This window comes from Tenacibaculum piscium, from assembly GCF_021390715.1.
Taxonomy (GTDB): domain Bacteria; phylum Bacteroidota; class Bacteroidia; order Flavobacteriales; family Flavobacteriaceae; genus Polaribacter; species Polaribacter piscius.
The window spans coordinates 210914-231195 of the sequence record NZ_JAJGWT010000002.1; the positions used below are offsets into that span (position 1 = coordinate 210914).

Sequence of the window (20282 nt, forward strand, 5' to 3'; positions counted from 1 at the left end):
TTATAACTTTATGTGTAAGAATATCTAGTTCATAGAATCAGTACAGTGTATTTTTAGGTAAAAAGAGGCTTATACATTACTGATGTTTATCATTCAATTTTAAATAATTTCCATTTTCTTCAATAAGAATGAAGCGTTCATATTTTTACAGATACCATTTTTTATTTTATAGTCGAAATCTAATTCATTATTAATAATTTCGGCATCAAAATAATAGTTGTGAATACTGTTGTATTGTTCTGATAAATCACACAAACTCACATCGTGTGTGGCGATAATTCCAGTAGCTGTTGAATTGTTTAATTTTTCAACGAATTTTTTAGAACCGCTGGCTTTATCTTGGCTATTGGTTCCTTTTAAAATTTCATCTAAAATGATAAAATATTTTTCGGTTTTAATTTCATTTACGATAAATTTCAATCGTTTTAATTCCGCATAAAAATACGATTCATCATCATTTAACGAATCGGAAGTTCGCATGCTGGTAATTAATTTTATCGGAGTATATCTTGCTTTTTCGGCACAAATCGGCAAACCAACGTTCGACATTACAATCGCCAAAGAAATACTTCTTAAAAAGGTACTTTTTCCTGCCATATTGGCTCCTGTAACAATAAAAAAATCTTGAGTATCGATTACAAAATCATTGTCAATTCTTTTGGTTGGATCTAATAAAGGATGCCCTAAATTCACGGCGTTTAAAACTTGTTTTTCGGTATTTTCTGACATAATATTTGGAAAAATATATGCAGGTTTGTTAAAAACAAGATTGGCTAAAGAGTTTTGTGCATCAAAAAAAGAAACGGTGTTAAACCATTGTTCCACTGTATTTTTGTAGCGGATAATCCATTGTTCTATTTTGATGGTATTGCGAATATCCATCAGAAAAAGTCCGTTTCCAAGAATGCCGATAATAACATTATTACGTTGGTCGAAAGCGTCTAATATTTTGGAAAAATCTTTAAATATTTTGGAAGCTTTTTGGTTTTCTTGCTGAATTTGTTGTTGTTTTTTTTGTAGGGTTTCATTGCTGAAATCTTCATTTTCGATGTGTGCTAATAACTGATAATATTGATTAAATGTTTCTTTAGCATTGCTTGTTTGACCAGCAAGTTCTTGAATATTTTTAATGTAAAAAGCAGTGATGGATATACCAATTAAAAACCAAATCAACAGGATTGAAAACGGGATAATTTCAAAATATAACAAGCCTATTAAAACAAGTGAAATCCCTGAAAATATATATGAAAATAAGCGTAAAAATGACGGTAATTTTTGTTGATATAAATCCAACCAATTTACAATTTTCGGTATCGGAGTTTTGATTGTTATTAAACTTGCTAGGGCGTTGAAATGTTGTCGCCAAGTTATTTTTAAAGCGAGTTCTTGTACTATTTTTTGTTTTTCTTGAATGGTATTAATATCGTTACTACTTAAACTGTTGGCGAGTCGTTTTTTTCCTGCATCGGTGCTTGTTCTGTTGATATATTGAAAAAAAGAACCCTTACCAAATAAGTCAATATCATGGCTAAAATGATGTGCTGGATTTATAAATTCTTCGCCATTTTCTAAGTTGGAAAACTCATCATTTAAAACGTCAATTTCTATTTTATTGATTTTTAATTTAGCATCAATAAGATTTTTTTGTGTTCTTAATCGTTGATTTTTAGAGACTAAAGATATAAAAATAACAATACCCAAAAAACTACCGATAAAAAATAAATTATTTTTGGTAAAGCCCGTATAACTTGAAAAACAAATCAGTAAAAAGGCTAAAAGTCGTAAAATATTCGTGATTCGTAATTGTTTTTTTAGCTGTTGTAATTCGTTTGTTAGAGAGTTTATTGTTTTTTTATAAAATTGGATTGGTGTTGACATTTTGTTGAAAATAATTTAAAAATAATCTAAAAATAACTGTATAAATAATTGTGTAAATAAATATGGAGGTAAATGTACATATAGCAATTTAGATATCTTATATATCTTTGAATATAGTTTGAGTATCTTTATAAAATTATACATTTGTTGTATGTCGATTTTACCAATATCAACTTCATTAGCACTTCAACTAAAAACACTGCCTACTTCGCCAGGAGTTTATCAATATTTTGATAAAGAGGAAGTGATTATTTATGTCGGAAAAGCAAAAAATTTAAAGAAGCGAGTTGCTTCTTATTTTACAAAAACGCATGAAAATGGCAAAACGCGTATTTTAGTAAAAAAAATTGTGCGTATCGAACATATTGTGGTCGATACGGAAACAGATGCGTTATTATTAGAAAATAATCTGATAAAAAAATACCAACCTCGCTACAATGTTTTATTGAAAGATGATAAATCGTATCCGTGGCTTTGTATTAAAAAAGAGCGTTTTCCTAGAGTATTTTCTACCCGAAATTACAACAAAGATGGCTCGGAATATTTTGGTCCATATACCAATATGAAAATGGTGCAGTCGCTGTTAAGTTTGATAAAAGAACTCTATCCGTTGCGAACTTGCTCTTACGATTTGAGCGAACAAAAAATAGCAACTCATAAATATAAAGTCTGTTTAGAATATCATTTAGGAAATTGTAAAGGTGCTTGCGAAGGTTATCAGGATGAAGAAAATTATTTAGAAGAAATTAAAGCGATACGCAGTATTTTAAAAGGAAATTTTAAAGAAATTCTGGCTAAATTTGAACAAAAAATGCTCGATTTTGCTTCGGAAATGAAATTTGAAGAAGCTCAGAAAATCAAAGATAAATTAGCTTCTTTACAAAACTATCAATCAAAATCGACTATTGTAAATCCGTCTATTAATAATGTCGATGTATTTTCTATTATTTCTGATGAAACTCATGGCTATGTCAATTTCTTTAAAGTGATGAATGGAGCTATTGTGCAATCGTACACCACGGAAATAAAAAAGAAATTAGCCGAAACAGATACACAATTATTAACATTATTTATTATTGAAACACGCCGTCGATTTAATTCGATATCTAGCCAAATTTATCTGCCTTTTGATATTGATTTAGGCGAAAAAATAAATGTATTTGTTCCTAAAGTAGGCGATAAAAAACGATTGGTTGATTTGTCGCAACGCAATGCGAAATATTATCGAATGGAGCAATTTAAGCAATTAAAAATGGTCAATCCTGAGCGTCATATAAATCGAATAATGAGGCAAATGCAACGAGATTTACGTTTGCAAGATGAACCTCGTCATATTGAATGTTTCGATAATTCAAATATTCAAGGAACGCATCCTGTTGCTGCTTGTGTGGTTTTTAAAGATGGGAAACCAAGTAAAAAAGACTATCGTCATTATAATATAAAAACCGTGGAAGGTCCTGATGATTTTGCATCGATGGAAGAAGTTGTTTTTCGTAGATACAAACGTTTGTTAGCTGAAAATGAGCCATTGCCACAGCTTATTATTGTTGATGGTGGAAAAGGACAATTATCATCTGCCTTAAAAAGTTTAGACGCTTTAAATTTACGAGGAAAAATAGCCATTATCGGGATTGCAAAACGATTGGAAGAAATTTATTATCCTGGAGATTCTGTGCCGTTATATTTAGATAAAAAATCAGAAAGCTTAAAAATAATTCAATTTTTACGAAACGAAGCCCATCGCTTTGGAATTACGCTTCATCGAAATAAAAGAAGTAAAACGGCTATAAAATCAGAATTAGAACAAATTCCGACGATTGGAGAGCAAACAATTGCCACCTTATTACGTACATTTAAATCGACAAAAAGAATCAAAGAAGCATCTTTTGAAGCTTTAAAAAATGCTATTGGAAAGGCAAAAGCACTTAAGATACAAGAGTTCTATCAGAAAAAATAAACAAAAAAATAAACAAAAAACATCTAAAATAATATTTAAAATAACACAATAAAAATGAAAAAGCTGTTACTATTCTTGTTGATTCCAGTAGTAATTTTTGCACAAAAACAACCTAAAGTTGGACTTGTTTTAAGTGGTGGAGGCGCTAAAGGACTTGCTCATATTGCCGTTTTAAAAGAATTAGAAAAATCAGGTGTTCAATTAGATTATATCGGAGGAACCAGCATGGGCGCTATTGTTGGTGGCTTATATGCCTCAGGATATACTGCTGACCAAATCAAAGAAATTGTGCTAACTACTGATTTTATGCAAATGGTCGTAGATAAAATCCCTAGACGAGAAATGCCCTTTTTTAATAAAGAACATGATGAAAAATATGCCATTAGTTTACCGATCAAAAATAAAAAAATAGGACTTCCTTTAGGCGTGTCAAAAGGACAAAATGTTTTAAACTTTTTAACAGAATTATTAGCGCCTGTCGATGATATTAAAAGCTTTTCAAACCTGCCAATTCCTTTTTTTTGTATCGCCACAAATATTGAAACAGGCGCGCAAGAAGTGCTCGAAAGTGGTTCGTTACCCTTAGCGTTAAGAGCGAGTGGTGCGTTTCCTTCTTTGTTAAATCCTGTGGAAATTGATGGAAAACTACTCATTGATGGAGGCGTGGTCAATAATTTTCCTGTCGATATTATGAAAGAAAAAGTTGATTTCGTTATTGGTGTTAGCGTGCAAGGTAAATTATTGGAAAAACAAGAATTAGCATCCGCAGCCTCGCTATTAATGCAAATTATTAACTTTCAGATGTATAAAAAATCAGATGAACAAGTAGCTTTATTAGACGTCTATTTACAACCTAGTTTACTTGAATATAATGTCATTTCTTTTGATAAAACAGCTGAAATCTTAAAAGAAGGAACTAAAACTGTTAAACCTTTTAAAGCTGTTTTTGATAGCATTGCAAAGTTTCAAGTTATTAAAAGAAAAGCACCTGTCAGAAACTTAAAAAAAAGAAAGTTTTTAGTCGATAGAATTATTATCAAAGGAAATAAAAACTATACCAATGATTATATTCTAGGAAAACTTCAGCTAGAAAAAGGCGATAGTGTTTCGTATCAAGGAATTTCTAGAAAAATAAACACCCTAACAGCAACGAATAATTTTAGAAGAATAGATTATCATTTAACAAAATCATTTTCAGGTAAAAAATTGATGATAACCGTTAAAGAAGAACCTATTCAGTCGTATTTACGATTTGGATTACATTATGATGTTTTATATAAATCAGCAGTATTGTTAAATTATAATCATAAAAAATTTCTAAAACAAAATGATGAATTATCACTAGATATCGCTATTGGTGATCGAGTTCGTTATAATTTTGAATATTTTATTGATAACGGAATAACACCAAGTTATGGTTTTTCATCGAGTCATAATTCTTTTAAAAGTGAATTTTTATTTGATAATAGTTTAATCAATATAAAATATAATGATTTTACAAATGCCTTGTATTTAAAAACAACAATTGATAAAAAGTTCGCGTTCGGAACAGGAATTGAACATAAATGGTTACAAGCATCCTCAGAAAATATTTTAACCAATGGAAAGCAATCTTTTTTTGATAAAAGTAACTATGTAAATTTATATGCTTTTTTAAAATTAGATACCTACAATAAAGTGATGTTTCCCACCGAAGGTTTTTATGCTGATTTTGGCTTTAAATGGTTCACTTGGTCTGATAGAAATAATAGGTTAAATAGGTTGGAGGCGAATAGTAATCCATTTCATCAATTTTCACAAGCAAATGCGACTATCGGTTTTGCGACTACTTTTTTAGATAAAATGACTGTTCAATATACTTCTGATATAGGCTATACTTTGGGTAAAAAAAACTCAGAAATGTTTGATTACCGTTTGGGAGGATATAATCAGAATTTCATTAATAATTTTACGCCTTTATACGGATATGCTTCGGGAGCTTTAAGTAATCAATCTTTTTTAAAGTCGGAATTTAATATTCGATATGAAATTTTAAACAAGCATTATGTAAGTTTTATCGCTAATTATGCGCGGGTAGAAGAAGATATTCTTTCGGGAGGCTATTTTTTTGACAATACTAAATCAGGCTATGCTTTGGGATATAGTGTCGAAACGTTCTTAGGACCTATTGAATTAAAGTACACTTGGTCTCCAGACCATAAAGAAAGACATTGGTTATTCAATTTAGGATTTTGGTTTTAAGCCATAAAAAAACCCGTTTCTTTAGAAACGGGTTTTTAATTTCATAATAAGATTGCCTTACTTACGTATTCTTTTTTAAAAAGAATTTATATTGTAAGTATTGGTATGCATCTCTTGGTAATATTTTAATCCACTTTTTGTGTTCTAAAAACCATTTTAAACGAATAGAAACAGGACCTTTTGTTAAATAAGCGGCTATAAAAGGATGTACATTTAATGTAATATTTTTATAATTTTTATCGCTATTAATCAAACGTTCTAATTCAACGGCTATTTTATCTATTAAAACAATAGGAGCCTCAACTTCTGCGTTTTTATTAGGATTTGGTTCACGTGTTTTTATTGCTAATTCAGGTCGTACACGTTGTCTTGTAATTTGTATTAAACCAAATTTACTCGGAGGTAAAATTTTATGTTTCGTACGGTCTAAAGACATCGCATCTTTTAAGTGTTGATATAATTTTTGCCTATTTTCAGTGCTTTTCATATCAATAAAGTCAACGACAATAATTCCTCCCATATCGCGTAATTGCAACTGACGTGCAACTTCGGTGGCAGAAATTAAGTTAACTTCTAAGGCAGTTTCTTCTTGGTTTAATGCTTTATTGGAGCGGTTACCACTATTTACATCAATAACATGTAATGCTTCGGTGTGTTCAATAACTAAATACGCACCTTTGCTCATAGAAACTGTTTTTCCAAATGATGTTTTTATTTGACGTTCGATACCATATTTTTCAAAAATGGGCGTGTCATTTTGGTGAAGTTTTACAATATTTTCCTTTTCAGGATAAATTTCTTGTAAATATTCTTTAATTTCCACCATTAGTGTTTCATCATTTGTTACAATACTTGTAAAAGAATCGTTCATTACATCTCTTAAGATAGAGGATGCTCTGTTTAACTCACTTAAAATTTTTGTTGGGGTATTTTGATTGGCAATGCTGTTACACATTTTTTCCCAACGTTCAAGTGAATTTTGTAAATCTTTATCTAGTTCTGCTACCTTTTTATGTTGGGCAACAGTACGTAAAATAAGTCCAAATCCTTTGGGTTTGATACTTTTTGCTAATTTTTTTAAACGTTCTTTTTCTTTTGGGTCTGCTATTTTTTGCGATACAGATACTCTGTTAGAAAAAGGAACTAAAACTAAATACCTACCAGCTATTGATAGTTCCGAGCTAATGCGCGGTCCTTTGGTAGAAATTGGTTCTTTTACAATTTGTACTAATAAATTTTGACCTGATTTTAGTACATCATGAATACTTCCGTCTTTATTGATATCTTTTTCAGCGCGAAAGTTTTTTAAAGTGAAATCTTTATAATTACCGATGCTTACCTTTTTAATAAAACTATTTAAAGATTGTACTTGAGGTCCTAGGTCATGATAGTGTAAAAAACCATCTTTAGGATATCCAACATTTACAAAAGCGGCGTTTAATCCTGTTAAAACTTTTCCTATTTTAGCAAGGAAAATGTCACCAACAGCAAATTTATTATCGCTTGTTTCTTTGTTTAGTTCAATTAATCTACCATCTCTTAGTAAGGCGAAATCAATATCAGAAGAATTTGAGCGAATTATTAATTCTGTTTTCATTCTGAATATAGTTTTGTGCCAACGCAATTATGTAAAAAATCACATAAATTTACGAAGACGGATTAAAATTTGTAAACAGGTATAATTTTTATACCGTTTTAAGGTGTTTAAACCTTAATGTCAATGAACTGATTTTTTTTTCAATTACTTTTAAAAGCAATGAAAAAGTAAGCGTTAGCTTACTTTTTCTTATGGCGATTTGCTCTTGCTCTTTTCTTTCTTTTGTGTGTCGAGATCTTTGCTCTCTTTCTTTTCTTACCGCTTGGCATAATTAAAATGTGTTATAAAACCTTATTAAAATAAAGATTTTTGGTTAATAATATTATTACTTTACAGATACTTTTGTTTTTACCCCTTCTGTAAACACTTTTGATGGTTTAAAAGCAGGTATGTTGTGTGCAGGAATTTTGATGGTCGTATTTTTAGAAATATTTCTACCTGTTTTTTCTGCTCTAGTTTTGATAATGAAACTTCCAAAACCTCTTAAATATACATTATCTCCGCTCTCTAATGCATCCTTTACCTCGTTCATAAACGCTTCCACAGTTGCTAATACATCCGCTTTTTCAATTCCACTCTTGTCTGAAATTTTAGATACGATATCTGCTTTTGTCATTCTATATATATTTTGAATTTATTTTTTGAAATAGAGGGTGCAAATATATGATAATTAATCTATTCGGAAAATAATAAGAATAAAAATATCTAAATAAAAAACAGTAATTTTACGGGCTCAATTTACATAAACAATGTTTGCTAACCAACTTATTTATTGGTATTTAAAAAATAAAAGAGATTTACCTTGGCGAAAAACCAAAGATCCATACTTGGTTTGGCTGAGTGAAATTATGTTACAACAAACGCGTGTTGCTCAAGGTTTGCCTTATTTTCTACGTTTTACAACCAACTTTGAAACCGTGTTTGATTTGGCAAAAGCCGAGCAAGATCTGGTGCTTAAATTATGGCAAGGTTTAGGATATTATTCTCGTGCGAGGAATTTACATTTTACGGCAAAATATATTGCTGATGAACTTCAGGGAGTTTTTCCAACGACCTATAAAGAGTTATTAACCTTAAAAGGCGTTGGTGATTATACGGCATCGGCGATTGCTTCGATTTGTTTTGAGGAACCTGTGGCGGTTGTTGATGGAAATGTATATCGAGTATTAGCACGTTATTTTGGCATCAAAACGCCGATTAATTCCTCCAAAGGAATAAAGGAATTTAAAGAATTGGCACAAACATTATTGGATACCTCACAACCTGGAACCTATAATCAGGCAATTATGGATTTCGGAGCGATACAATGTAAACCACAAAATCCGTTGTGCGATTCTTGTCCTTTATCAGCAAGTTGTATCGCTTTAGAAAAAAAACTTATAAAAGAACTTCCTGTAAAAGAGAAGAAAATTAAAGTAAAAAAACGCTATTTTAATTATCTGGTAGTCGTTACTGATGCTAATAAAACACTTATTCAACAAAGAGTCGATAAAGGAATTTGGCAAGGATTATATCAATTTCCGCTTATTGAAACTTCCGAACCTATTACTGAAGTTCCATTGATCGAGCATCAAATAGTTGAAACACTTTTTACAAAGCAAACCTCTGTATCATTATATAATCAAAAGGATATTGTACATAAATTATCGCATCAGCATTTATACACAAAATTTTGGATTGTAAAAATGAACCAAATCAATGAAATCAATCAAATCAATAAAAACGATTTCGAAATAACTTCATGGAAGGCGATAAATGAGTTTGCCGTACCTGTTTTGATAGCCAACTTTTTAAATGATTTTTTTAATAAGGCTCTGTAAATTTTGTATATTTGATTTTATACCGATTCATATTTCATAATTTATGTCAGGAACAGTAAATAAAGTTATTTTAGTAGGACGCTTAGGAACGGAAGTAAAAATGCATTATTTTGAAGCAGGAAAAGCCGTAGGGCGTTTTTCATTGGCGACCAGTGACCGATATACAAATCGTCAAACAGGTGAAAAAATAACCAATGTTGAGTGGCACAATCTTGTGGTGCGTAATAAATTGGCGGAAATCTGTGAAAAATATTTAACCAAAGGCGATAAAATATACTGTGAAGGACGTATTAAAACACGTCAATATGAAGCCGATGGACAAAAACGATACGTTACCGAAATTCAGGTACAAGAAATGACCTTTTTATCAACCCAAAAAGACCTTGCAAAACCAGCAATTACAACGCAAAAAGATGATAATCGACCCTTCTAGTTTACTTAAATCTTAAAAATTGGATACAGAACCCAGCTCCTTGTTTTTAGTGTTATTAAATACCGATGTATTAACGACGCTACACTGTTTATTATTACTTTTATTATTGATAGGTTCCGCATTAGTTTCAGGAACTGAAGTTGCTTTTTTCTCTATTTCACCAACAGAAATAGACGAATTAAGAACCGCATCAAAAGAGAAAAATACCGTTGTAAAACTGCTAGATAATCCGAAGAAATTATTAGGAACCATTTTAATAACTAATAATTTTATCAATATTCTTATCGTATTATTATTCGCAACTCTTGGTGAAGTATTTTTTAGCGGACTCTCAGAGGGCGTAAAATTTTTACTAGAAGTCGTTTTTGTAACCTTCTTAATTTTGCTATTTGGCGAAGTATTACCAAAAGTATACGCAACCAGAAAATCATTACAATTTGCCAATTTTATGGCAAAACCAATTCAGTTTTTAAATGTCCTTTTAACGCCTTTTAGCACTCCGCTAATCAAATTAACGAGCATTGTCGAAAACAAATTAGGAAATAAAAACAGTAATTTTTCGGTAGAACGCTTATCGGAAGCCTTAGAATTGACCTCAAGTGGAGCAACGACCAAAGAAGAACAGAAAATTTTAGAAGGCATCGTAAATTTTGGAAATACCGAAACCGTGCAAATAATGAAGCCAAGAACCGATGTCTGTGCGATTGCTGATGATACTTCTTATGAAGAGGTTTTAAAGATGATTTTAAAGCATGGATATTCACGAAATCCTGTGTATCATGAAAATATAGATACGATTATCGGTGTTTTATATGCCAAAGATTTATTGGCACATCTGAATAAAAAAACACTGAATTGGCAAAAATTAATTAGAGCACCATTTTTCGTTCCTGAAAATAAAAAACTAGATGACTTATTAAATGAGTTTAAAGCCTTAAAAATGCACTTAGCAATTGTGGTTGATGAGTACGGAGGTACTAGTGGAATTGTTACTTTAGAAGATGTTATCGAGGAAATTGTAGGCGATATTAATGATGAATTTGATGATGATGATTTAAGATATTCAAAACTTGATGAAAATAATTATATTTTTGAAGGCAAAATAACCATTAAAGATTTTTGTCGTGTTTTAGAGGATGATGACCAAGAAAAATTTGAAGTCTTAAAAGGAGAAAGTGAAACCTTAGCAGGATTTCTATTAGAAGTTTTTGGGCGTGTTCCTAAAAAAGATGAAAAAATAAATTTTAGTACGTATACTTTTACGATTGAGTCATCAGATCAAAAACGTATTAAACAAATAAAAACAACTCGAAATGTTTAAATTTTTAGGATTCTTATTTTTATTGATATGTAGCAGTTGTGGCGAAGAATCGTTGCCTAAACCCAAGGCGTATTTGCGTTTAGAATATCCCGAATTAGGGTATCGTGCATTAAATCAATCGAATGAATCGAATGAATTAAATAAAAATATGCCCTATAATTTTGAGGTATCAAAGAATGCACGCATCAAAAAAATGCCCAAAAATTGGTTGAAAATTGAGTATCCAACATTAAAGGCTTCCATTGATATTACGTATCGTCCTATAACGAATAATTTACGAGAATTATTAATGGAAGCCGAAAAATTGGTATTAGAACACACTGTAAAAGCCGATCATATTTCATGGAGAGATTATGCACATACCGATAAAAAAGTATATGGTAAAATGTGCGAAATTTCAGGAAATGCCGCTTCTCAAATTCAATTTCATGTAACCGATAGTACGCATCATTTTTTAAAAGGGTCGTTATTTTTCTATACCAAACCCAATTACGATTCTATTTTACCAGCCGTTGCATACATCAAAAAAGATATGATTCATCTGTTAGAAACGTTAAAATGGGAAAAATAATACGCTTTATAGATGTGTATTTTTTCTACTCTGTAATAATAAATAGAATTGCAACCCAAATAAAACCGCTCCAGAAAGCAAATGTATCGCTTGTGTTCCTAATGGAAATTCGGCATAGTACATTAAAATTCCTGTAATTGTTTCTAGAAATAGTAAAAAAACAATCCAATTGATGAGTTTATAGCCTAAATTTTTAAGTTGATTTAAATAAAACAATCCTAAATTTACCAACACAATGGCGATAGTAAAGGAGCGATGTATGTAAAATTTAAGATTCGGATTTAATAAACTATACTGTTTGTTTTCAAAACCAAATAGTTTTACTTGTTCATCAATAAACTGACGAACTTGCGTTCCTAAGGCAATTTGAATTAAAGAAAATATTACTGAAAAAATCAGCAATTTATTAAATAATGAATTGTATTTATACGTTGTTTTTTTATGCGTAGAAACGATGAATAATAACCATAATAACAAGCCGATAATAACCAATCCTCCAATCATGTGAATGGTAATAATGGCTGGTTTTAAATTGGTATCTACAACTGTTTTACCAAGCCAAGCTTCAAAGAGCATCAAAAAGAAAGCTCCGAAAGATAAGAGCGTGATTTTTTTATTTTCTTTCCAAAAAGAAAGCGAAATTACAATTAGAAATAAGAATGGAATTCCCGCTAGGGCAGAAGATAAGCGATTGATATATTCTGTCCAGGTGTGTAATTTATTAAATTTTGCGTATTCGTGTTTGGTATATTTTTCCCAATTATCAAGATTAAAATCAGTGCTTGTTTTTAAATGATTTTCGGCAACAAAAAGGGTTTCATTTTTGATGATAATCATTCCTTTTTGATATTCGGTATTGGGTTGCCAAGTAATTTGTGCTTCGGATGTTGGCGGGATATAATATCCAAAACATTTAGGCCAATCGGGACATCCCATTCCTGCGCCTGTCATGCGGACTATTGAACCTGCTAAAAAGATAATATATACTGATACTAATGCTATTTTTACGATGAGAGGAAAATGTTTTTTCATCAGAAGAAATTTTTTTTACAAAGATACTACAAACGCACAAAAAAAGCTCCTCATTTGAGGAGCTTACGATCTAATTTTTAATAAAAATTATGCTTTTATTTCATTTGTTGTTTTGGTACAACATTTTTTTTCACAAGCAGCAGCACATTCTTTTTTGGCTTCACCTGTTTTAGCACTGCATTCTTTTTTGCACTCTTCTTTACATTTTGATGTACATTCTTTTTTAGCTGTGCCATTTTTGTCACAACAAGCCATTTCGCATTCTTTTTTACATTTTGATGCACATGCTTTTTTATCGCCAGTTTTGCACGTTTTTTTACTTGTTTCTGATGCTTTGTATAATTTTCCGTTTCCAATAGCTTCTACAAACGCAATTAAATCGGCTTTATTAGTCGTTTTTTCATTGTATTTGATGTTGGCAACGCTATCTTTAAAAACAACATTTGCTTCTAAAACGCCTTCTTTTTTAGATAAATCTGAGGCTATTTTTTTAGCACAACCTATTTCGCAGGTCATTCCAGAGATGTTTAAAGAAAGTTCTTTTACATCGCTAGGAGCTGTTTTAATACTTTGTTCTTGAGTTGTTTCAGTTTTTTTGGTGTCATTTTTACAGCTGATTGTTAAAAAACTAACAAAGGCAAGTACGAATACTATTTTGATTATTTTCATCATATTAATTTTATGGATTATTTGCAAAGTTATTATTCTTTGAGTATTAAATATTATTTATTCTTGGTTTTATTTTATTCTTGATTTCACTGCTGATTTCTCTACTGATTTCATTGTTGGTTTAGAGGTTTTATTCGCTTGAGTATCGAAATATTGAATAGGATAGGTGTTATTTTTCGTTAAATTTTCCAGGACATCGGTTGCTTTTCCTGTGATAATAACTCTAGCTTTATCGGCTTTAAAATAGTTGATAGCGGCATTTTGAACATCTTCTAAAGTTACGGCATTGATATTTTTCAAATAGTTTTCGTAAAAATTTTCTGGCAAATTATATAAGGCGATATTCAGGGCATACCTTGCTGCTGTTACTGGTTTTTGAACTTCCATCACAAAATCTCCAACATATTTTGCTTTGGCATTTTTGAGTTCTTCTGGGCTTACTTTTTGAGTTCGAATTTCATGAATTTCTTTCATGATTTCTACCACAGAACTATCGGTAACTATATTTCGAACACTTGCGGTTGCTCTAAATGTGGCGGCAATACGACTTTGTCTAACGCTCGAATATGAACCATAAGTATAGCCTTTATCTTCTCGTAGATTCAAGAATAAACGAGCTGTTCCGCCACCACCAAGAATGGTGTTTGCTACTATTGCTGCGTAATAATCTTTATCGCCTAATTTTAAATTGATATTATTTGCCACCACAATTTCAGATTGTACAGCGTTTGGCATATCAATAAAATTGATTTGGGTATTTTTTACATTTTTTGGTTTCTCAAAAGAATTAGCAGGAATAGTTCCTTTTTTCCAGTCGCCAAATAATTTGGTAACCATTTTCTTTGTTTTTGATGGATTAATATCACCAACAATCACTAGATATGCGTTGTTTGGTTTGTAATACGTATTGAAATTTTTTTGTACATCGGCAAGTGAAATATTTTCAATAGTTTCTTTGCTGATAAATTCTCCATAAGGATGCTTTTTTCCGTATATCAACGCATTTTCGACTCTTCTAGCGATGGCGGTTACACTTTTTTCTTCGGATTTTAAACCATCTAAAGTTACTTTTACTTCTTTGTTAAATTCTTCTTGTGTGAATGTTGAATTTTTAATTCCGTCCGCCATTAAAGCTATTATTTCAGGAAAGTATTTTTTTAAAGAACTTGCTGATGCGCCCGAACTATAAAAATTAACATACGCTCCTAAGTAATCTACTTTTTCGTTAAAATCGTCTTTAGAAATACTTGGTGTTCCACGTCCTAATAGGCTTCCCATCATACTCGCAACGCCTGCTTTGTTGGCTTCAAAAACGGGTTTGTTATCAATGGTTAAACTAGCGGATGCTCTTGGTAATTTATGATTTTCGACCATAATTACTTGTAATCCGTTGGGTAGGGTAAATTTTTCAACCTTTCCTAATTTGACTTTTGGTGCTGATGTTGGCGTTGGTTGTATGCTTCTATCAATTTGTGCAGTACTAACAAAAGACATTGCTAAAATTGTGATAAGTGTTATTATTTTTGTTTTCATAATAAAATATTAATGTCTTTTGATTTATTTTTTTGTTGGTAAATATTCTAAAACCAATCGTTGATTTGGGTTTAAATATTTCTTTGCTACTTCTTTAATTTCTTTACGAGTGATACTTCTATAAATATCGATTTCGGTATTAATTAAATTGGTATCGCCATATAAAACGTGGTATCTTGCTAAAGAATTAGCGATTCCTTCGACGCTTGCATTGGCATTTACGAAGTTATTTTCGAATTTGTTTTGTAATTTCTGGTAGGCTTTTACGGATATTAAATTGGTTTGAATTTTCACAATTTCTTCATCAATTTCTTTGGTTATATCAGTCAGGGAGGTTTTTCCTAAAGGAAGACCATACACGATATAAGTTCCGTAATCTTCTTGACTAAAGCTAAAAGCGCCAACTTGAAGTGCCATTTTTTTGGTGTCGACTAATTTTTTATATAAAACGGAGCTTTTTCCGTCGCTTAGATAGGTTGAAATCATGTCTAAAACTCGGGCATCTCTGGTTTTCATAGCGGGAGTTCTGTAAGCGTTTACAATGGCAGGAATTTGAATATTGGCATCATACGCTTTGGCGTTTATTTGCTGTGTGATAGGCGTTTCTTTGCTAAAATTTCTTGTTATTTCGGCACCTCTAGGAATTGTTGCAAAATAATCTTGGATTAATTTTTTGGTATTTTTGATATCAATATCACCAGCAACTACTAAAGTGGCATTATTTGGAACATAGAATTTTTTATTGAATGCTAAAAATTCTTCTAAAGTTGCGTTGTCTAAGTGTTCCATTTTTCCGATAGTTGTTCCTTTGTAGGGATGTTTTTTGAAGATATGTTTTTTTACATTTTCCAAAAATTTTCCATAGGGTTGATTATCGACACGCAATCTTTTTTCTTCTTTAACGACTTCATTTTGAGTATCTACACCACTTTGATTAATTACAGGATGCAGTAATCTTTCTGATTCCATCCATAAACCTAAGGCTAGATTATTTGATGGAAATATTTCATAATAATAGGTTCTGTCATCGGTGGTATTTGCGTTATTTTTTCCACCGTTAGCGGCTACTATTTTAAACCAATCTCCTTTTTTGATGTTTTTAGTTCCTTCGAACAATAAGTGTTCAAAAAAATGTGCCATTCCTGTTCTGTTCGGTTGTTCATCTTTTGCGCCAACATGATACATTACAGCAGTAGTTACTACGGGAGCTGAGGTATCTTGATGTAAAATTACGTGCATTCCGTTGTTTAAATCATACTCTTCAAAGCTTACTTTTTGTGCCTTTGCGTAGGTTGTAATTAAGAATGTTAAAGCAAGAGTTATTCGTATTTTTTTCATTTATTTTGATATTTTTTTGGGTTATATTGAAACTATTTAAACGTTTTTTTAATTGATTTAAAGATATTTGACGTGAAGTTACGCTATTTGTTACTAAAAAATAGGGTGTTTTTTTAGGGAGATAAAAAAGTAGTAATTTTCTGATTGATAGATTGTTTCTTATTTTTAAAGGGTGTATATTTGCATCCTCATTTTCACTAAGAAAATGTAAAATTTAAGTATAACGCAAAACAAAAAGTATGTACGCAATCGTAGAGATAGCAGGGCAGCAATTTAAAGTAGCACAAGACCAAAAAGTATTCGTACACCGTTTACAAGACGCAGAGGGATCAAATGTAACATTTGAGAACGTTATGCTAATTGCAGACAAAGGGAACGTAACTATTGGCGCCCCAGCTATAACAGGTGCAGGAGTAACTGCAAAGGTATTACGTCACTTAAAAGGTGATAAAGTAATCGTTTTCAAGAAGAAAAGAAGAAAAGGTTACAAAAAGAAAAACGGACACAGACAGTATTTAACGGAGATTCAAATTGAATCTATCGTTGCTTCGGGTACTTCTAAGGCTGCTGCGAAAGCTGCACCAAAGAAAGCTGCGAAGAAAAGTACTAAAGCTGATGACTTAACAAAGATTGAAGGTGCTGGACCTAAAGCTGCTGAAGCTTTAGTAAATGCAGGAATCGATACTTTTGCGAAAGTTGCAAAACAAGACCCAGCTACATTAAGTAAAATTTTAGTAGAAGCTAGTTCTCGTTTATCACACTTAGTTACTACTACTTGGCCAAAGCAAGCACAATTAGCTGCTGATGGTGAATGGGACGTATTAAAAGTGTTACAAGACAAGTTAGACGGAGGAATTGAAAAATAATCCCGTACAAGTTTAATCTAAAAAAATCAAAATAAGATGGCTCATAAAAAAGGTGTCGGTAGTTCGAAGAATGGTAGAGAATCAGAATCGAAACGATTAGGAGTAAAGATTTTTGGAGGACAAGCTGCAATTGCAGGTAATATTATTGTTCGTCAAAGAGGTACAACTCACAATCCAGGTAATAATGTTTACATGGGGAAAGATCATACTTTACATGCTAAAGTTGATGGTGTTGTTACTTTCAGAAAGAAAAGAAATGATAGATCATATGTTTCTATAGTTCCTTTCGAGGCGTAAGAAATTTTTGACTATTCAAAAAAAAAAGCTCAAACAAGATATTGTTTGAGCTTTTTTATGTTTTAAATTCTGATTTATAATTAATTAACGTTGTTTTACTTCGATAATTTTAACAGGACAGGCTTTTTTAGCTTCTAGTGATGCTTCAAAAATAGTATCATCGGGTGTCTTTAGGGTGAAAAAACCTTTTTTTTCGGTAGCATATAACAATACTGATTTTCCATCTTTTTTAGACATCTGAAATTGTGCAGGTGCAACTTCTACACAATAGTTACAACCAATACACTTATTTCTTTGCAATGTAATTATAACCATTTATTGTTATTTTTTTAATTCTAAAAATAATTTTAATTTTTAGAAAATTCAGTTTTTACAACTTTATATAATTTATCCGAAGGACGAATTTTAAAATCTAATTTCATGGTAACTTCGCTTCCTTTAGTGGCTGTTTGCGCTTCTTTATCGTTTACAAACATACTTTTTAATTCCATTTCTTGAGCGCCTGTTGTTGGTCCTGTAATTAAAATGGTATCGCCAATTGTTAGGTCGTAGGCTTCAATTTTAAATTGTCCAATTTCAGCTTTAGAGAAATAGTGCATTCCTTTACCAAGATATACTTTTTTCTGAGTAGCATGTGAACCAGGTTCTTTACTCCATTCTCCTAATTTTTGCCCTAAATAATAGCCATTCCAAAACCCACGATTGTATACTTTTTCGAGTTCTTGCATCCATGAAATAACTTTTTCTTTATCGTAGGTATTGTTGTTTAAGCTATCAATTGCATCACGATAACACTTAATTACTTTGGCTACATATTCAGGTGCTCTTCCTCTTCCTTCAATTTTCAGGACTTTAATTCCTGCATCGGCAATTTGGTCAAGAAAATCAATGGTACATAAATCTTTAGGCGACATAATGTACTCATTGTCTAATTCCATTTCAAAACCAGATTCTTGGTCAATTACGGTATATTTTTTACGACAATTTTGTTTGCAGGCGCCTCTATTTGCTGATGAATTATGCGAATGTAAACTCATGTAGCATTTACCAGAAACCGCCATACATAAAGCACCGTGTCCGAATATTTCAACTTCGAGTAAACGTCCTGCAGGTCCTTTAATACCTTCATTTTTAATTTCTTCGGTAATTTTTTTTACCTGACGTAAGCTTAATTCTCTACTCAATACGACGGTATCAGCAAACATTGCATAAAACTTCACTGTTTCAATGTTGGTGATATTGATTTGAGTAGAAATATGAACTTCCATTTCTTGTGCTCTCGCCATTGAAATAACGGCTTGATCCATGGCAATTACGGCTGTAATATTTGCTTGTTTCGCTTTTTTTATTAAATTTTTAACCACGGATAAATCATGATCGTACACAATGGTATTTAAGGTTAAGTAAGTTCTAACTCCTTTTTCTGAACAACGTTTTGAAATTTCGTCTAAATCATCCAGTGTAAAATTCACGGTGGCTCTAGCGCGCATATTCAATTGTTCTACCCCAAAATAGATAGAATCACAACCATTGTCTAAGGCGGCTTGTAACGATTCAAAGTTACCAGCGGGTGCCATTAATTCTATTTTTTGCATTATTTCTTAAATTTTAGAACTTCAGAGCGTCCTTTTTTGAAGATTTTATTACTAGCATGTGTACCTTTTCGCAATGCTTTTTGTTCTTCCCAAGATAATTGAATAACTTCTTGACAATCCGTAGAACAAGTGTTTTCCATTTTTTCTGAACATTCATCACATTGAATAAACAATAAATGACAGCCTTCATTGGCGCAGTTTGTGTGTTCATCACAAGCTTTTCCACATTGATGACAGTTAGATATCACATCATCAGTAATTCGTTCGGCTCTTCTGTGGTCAAAAACGAAATTTTTACCGATAAATTTATTTTCAATATTTTCTGATTTTACCTGACGGGTATATTCAATAATTCCGCCTTCAAGTTGAAAAACATTTTTAAAACCTTTGTGTTTGTAATATGCCGATGCTTTTTCACAACGGATTCCACCAGTACAATACATCAACAAATTTTTATCGTCTTTATTGTCTTTTAAATCTTGTTCAATAATGTCTAAAGAATCTCTAAAAGTATCAACATCGGGTGTAATTGCACCATCAAAGTGACCAATTTCACTTTCGTAATGATTTCGCATATCAACACAAACGGTGTTTGGATTTGCTAGCATTTCATTAAATTCTTTGGCATTTAAATGGACACCTTTATTGGTTACATCAAAAGTTTCATCATTTAAACCATCGGCAACAATTTTGTTACGAACCTTTACTTTTAATTTTAAAAATGATTTATTATCGTGTTCAACAGCTACGTTTAATCGAATATCTTTTAAAAATGAAATGGAATCTAGTTGCTCTTTTAAGGCTAAAAAATTTTCTGAAGAAACAGACATTTGAGCGTTAATACCTTCGTAAGAAACGTAGGTTCTTCCTAGAACGTCTAATTCGTTCCATTCTAAGAATAATTTATCTCTAAAAAGTTGAGGGTTTTCTATCTTATAATATTGATAGAATGAAATAGTAATACGGTCTTTTCCTGCTTCGTCTATTAAAGCGGCACGCTCATTTGCGCTTAATTTATTGTACAGTTGCATGCTATACTTGTTTTTAAGGTTGATTTATTTTTCTATTTATGATGCTATTCACTTTTAATAAAAGTGATGATTTGTTTAAAAAATCAATACAAATGTACTGTTT

General features: G+C 31.4%; 18 protein-coding genes. 8 read left to right on the forward strand and 10 right to left on the reverse strand.

All coding sequences use genetic code 11. The features are described from left to right. Window positions 1-99 precede the first annotated feature (99 nt). Window positions 100-1878, reverse strand: a complete 1779-nt coding sequence (locus L0U77_RS03120) for a MutS-related protein (protein ID WP_233897584.1) — start codon at window positions 1876-1878, stop codon at window positions 100-102. 151 nt (window positions 1879-2029) lie between these two features. On the opposite strand from L0U77_RS03120, the gene uvrC reads away from it, so the two are divergent. Both uvrC and L0U77_RS03130 read left to right on the forward strand, forming a co-directional pair. Beyond that, the gene (gene uvrC / locus L0U77_RS03125) at window positions 2030-3835 is read left to right on the forward strand and encodes an excinuclease ABC subunit UvrC (RefSeq protein ID WP_233900727.1); all 1806 of its coding nucleotides are present in this window, start codon (window positions 2030-2032) and stop codon (window positions 3833-3835) included. Window positions 3836-3889: 54 nt separating this feature from the next. Next, the gene (locus L0U77_RS03130) at window positions 3890-6076 is read left to right on the forward strand and encodes a patatin-like phospholipase family protein (RefSeq protein ID WP_233897582.1); all 2187 of its coding nucleotides are present in this window, start codon (window positions 3890-3892) and stop codon (window positions 6074-6076) included. 61 nt (window positions 6077-6137) lie between these two features. Here the strand turns inward: L0U77_RS03130 and L0U77_RS03135 are convergent, their stop codons facing one another. Both L0U77_RS03135 and L0U77_RS03140 read right to left on the reverse strand, forming a co-directional pair. Beyond that, window positions 6138-7673 (reverse strand): Rne/Rng family ribonuclease, encoded by a 1536-nt coding sequence (locus L0U77_RS03135; RefSeq protein ID WP_233897581.1) that lies wholly within the window; start codon window positions 7671-7673, stop codon window positions 6138-6140. A 325-nt stretch (window positions 7674-7998) separates the two neighbouring features. Then, entirely contained in the window at window positions 7999-8289 is a 291-nt protein-coding gene (locus L0U77_RS03140; RefSeq protein ID WP_233883169.1) for an HU family DNA-binding protein, read from the reverse strand. Between the two features lie 133 nt (window positions 8290-8422). Here L0U77_RS03140 and mutY point away from each other — a divergent pair, with 133 nt between their 5' ends. Genes mutY through gldD form a run of 4 tightly spaced genes read left to right on the forward strand, consistent with a single transcriptional unit; the run spans window position 8423 to window position 11818 of the window. Beyond that, window positions 8423-9493 (forward strand): A/G-specific adenine glycosylase, encoded by a 1071-nt coding sequence (gene mutY / locus L0U77_RS03145; protein ID WP_233900728.1) that lies wholly within the window; start codon window positions 8423-8425, stop codon window positions 9491-9493. Between the two features lie 43 nt (window positions 9494-9536). Continuing rightward, window positions 9537-9926: a single-stranded DNA-binding protein gene (locus L0U77_RS03150; protein ID WP_193699922.1), complete on the forward strand. Its 390-nt coding sequence runs from the start codon at window positions 9537-9539 to the stop codon at window positions 9924-9926. 19 nt (window positions 9927-9945) lie between these two features. Continuing rightward, a complete protein-coding gene (gldE, locus tag L0U77_RS03155) occupies window positions 9946-11247 on the forward strand; it encodes a gliding motility-associated protein GldE (protein WP_193699921.1) in 1302 nt (433 codons plus the stop codon). Beyond that, window positions 11240-11818, forward strand: coding sequence for a gliding motility lipoprotein GldD (gene gldD, locus L0U77_RS03160; protein WP_233897579.1), 579 nt, complete (start codon window positions 11240-11242; stop codon window positions 11816-11818). Before gldE ends, gldD begins: the two co-directional genes overlap by 8 nt. 6 nt (window positions 11819-11824) lie before the next feature. Here the strand turns inward: gldD and L0U77_RS03165 are convergent, their stop codons facing one another. From L0U77_RS03165 to L0U77_RS03180, 4 genes are all read right to left on the reverse strand, one after another. Continuing rightward, a complete protein-coding gene (locus L0U77_RS03165) occupies window positions 11825-12850 on the reverse strand; it encodes a COX15/CtaA family protein (RefSeq protein ID WP_233897578.1) in 1026 nt (341 codons plus the stop codon). An 87-nt stretch (window positions 12851-12937) separates the two neighbouring features. Next, window positions 12938-13519, reverse strand: a complete 582-nt coding sequence (locus L0U77_RS03170; RefSeq protein WP_101918485.1) for a cation transporter — start codon at window positions 13517-13519, stop codon at window positions 12938-12940. Between the two features lie 69 nt (window positions 13520-13588). Then, window positions 13589-15052 (reverse strand): M16 family metallopeptidase, encoded by a 1464-nt coding sequence (locus tag L0U77_RS03175; protein WP_233861666.1) that lies wholly within the window; start codon window positions 15050-15052, stop codon window positions 13589-13591. Between the two features lie 24 nt (window positions 15053-15076). Further along, complete coding sequence (locus L0U77_RS03180; protein WP_233861668.1) at window positions 15077-16390, reverse strand: M16 family metallopeptidase; 1314 nt, start codon at window positions 16388-16390, stop codon at window positions 15077-15079. Between the two features lie 239 nt (window positions 16391-16629). On the opposite strand from L0U77_RS03180, the gene rplU reads away from it, so the two are divergent. Beyond that, complete coding sequence (gene rplU / locus L0U77_RS03185) at window positions 16630-17256, forward strand: 50S ribosomal protein L21 (protein WP_101918482.1); 627 nt, start codon at window positions 16630-16632, stop codon at window positions 17254-17256. Between the two features lie 36 nt (window positions 17257-17292). After that, window positions 17293-17553: a 50S ribosomal protein L27 gene (gene rpmA / locus L0U77_RS03190; protein WP_101918481.1), complete on the forward strand. Its 261-nt coding sequence runs from the start codon at window positions 17293-17295 to the stop codon at window positions 17551-17553. Window positions 17554-17637: 84 nt separating this feature from the next. Here rpmA and L0U77_RS03195 read toward each other — a convergent pair whose 3' ends face one another. The 3 genes from L0U77_RS03195 to trhO are packed head-to-tail and all read right to left on the reverse strand — an operon-like array spanning window position 17638 to window position 20179. Next, the gene (locus L0U77_RS03195) at window positions 17638-17868 is read right to left on the reverse strand and encodes a ferredoxin (protein ID WP_101918480.1); all 231 of its coding nucleotides are present in this window, start codon (window positions 17866-17868) and stop codon (window positions 17638-17640) included. Between the two features lie 32 nt (window positions 17869-17900). Further along, window positions 17901-19148, reverse strand: a complete 1248-nt coding sequence (locus L0U77_RS03200; protein WP_101918479.1) for a peptidase U32 family protein — start codon at window positions 19146-19148, stop codon at window positions 17901-17903. Beyond that, complete coding sequence (gene trhO, locus L0U77_RS03205; RefSeq protein WP_233861670.1) at window positions 19148-20179, reverse strand: oxygen-dependent tRNA uridine(34) hydroxylase TrhO; 1032 nt, start codon at window positions 20177-20179, stop codon at window positions 19148-19150. The genes L0U77_RS03200 and trhO overlap by 1 nt, the downstream gene beginning before the upstream one ends. Between the last annotated feature and the right edge of the window lie 103 nt (window positions 20180-20282).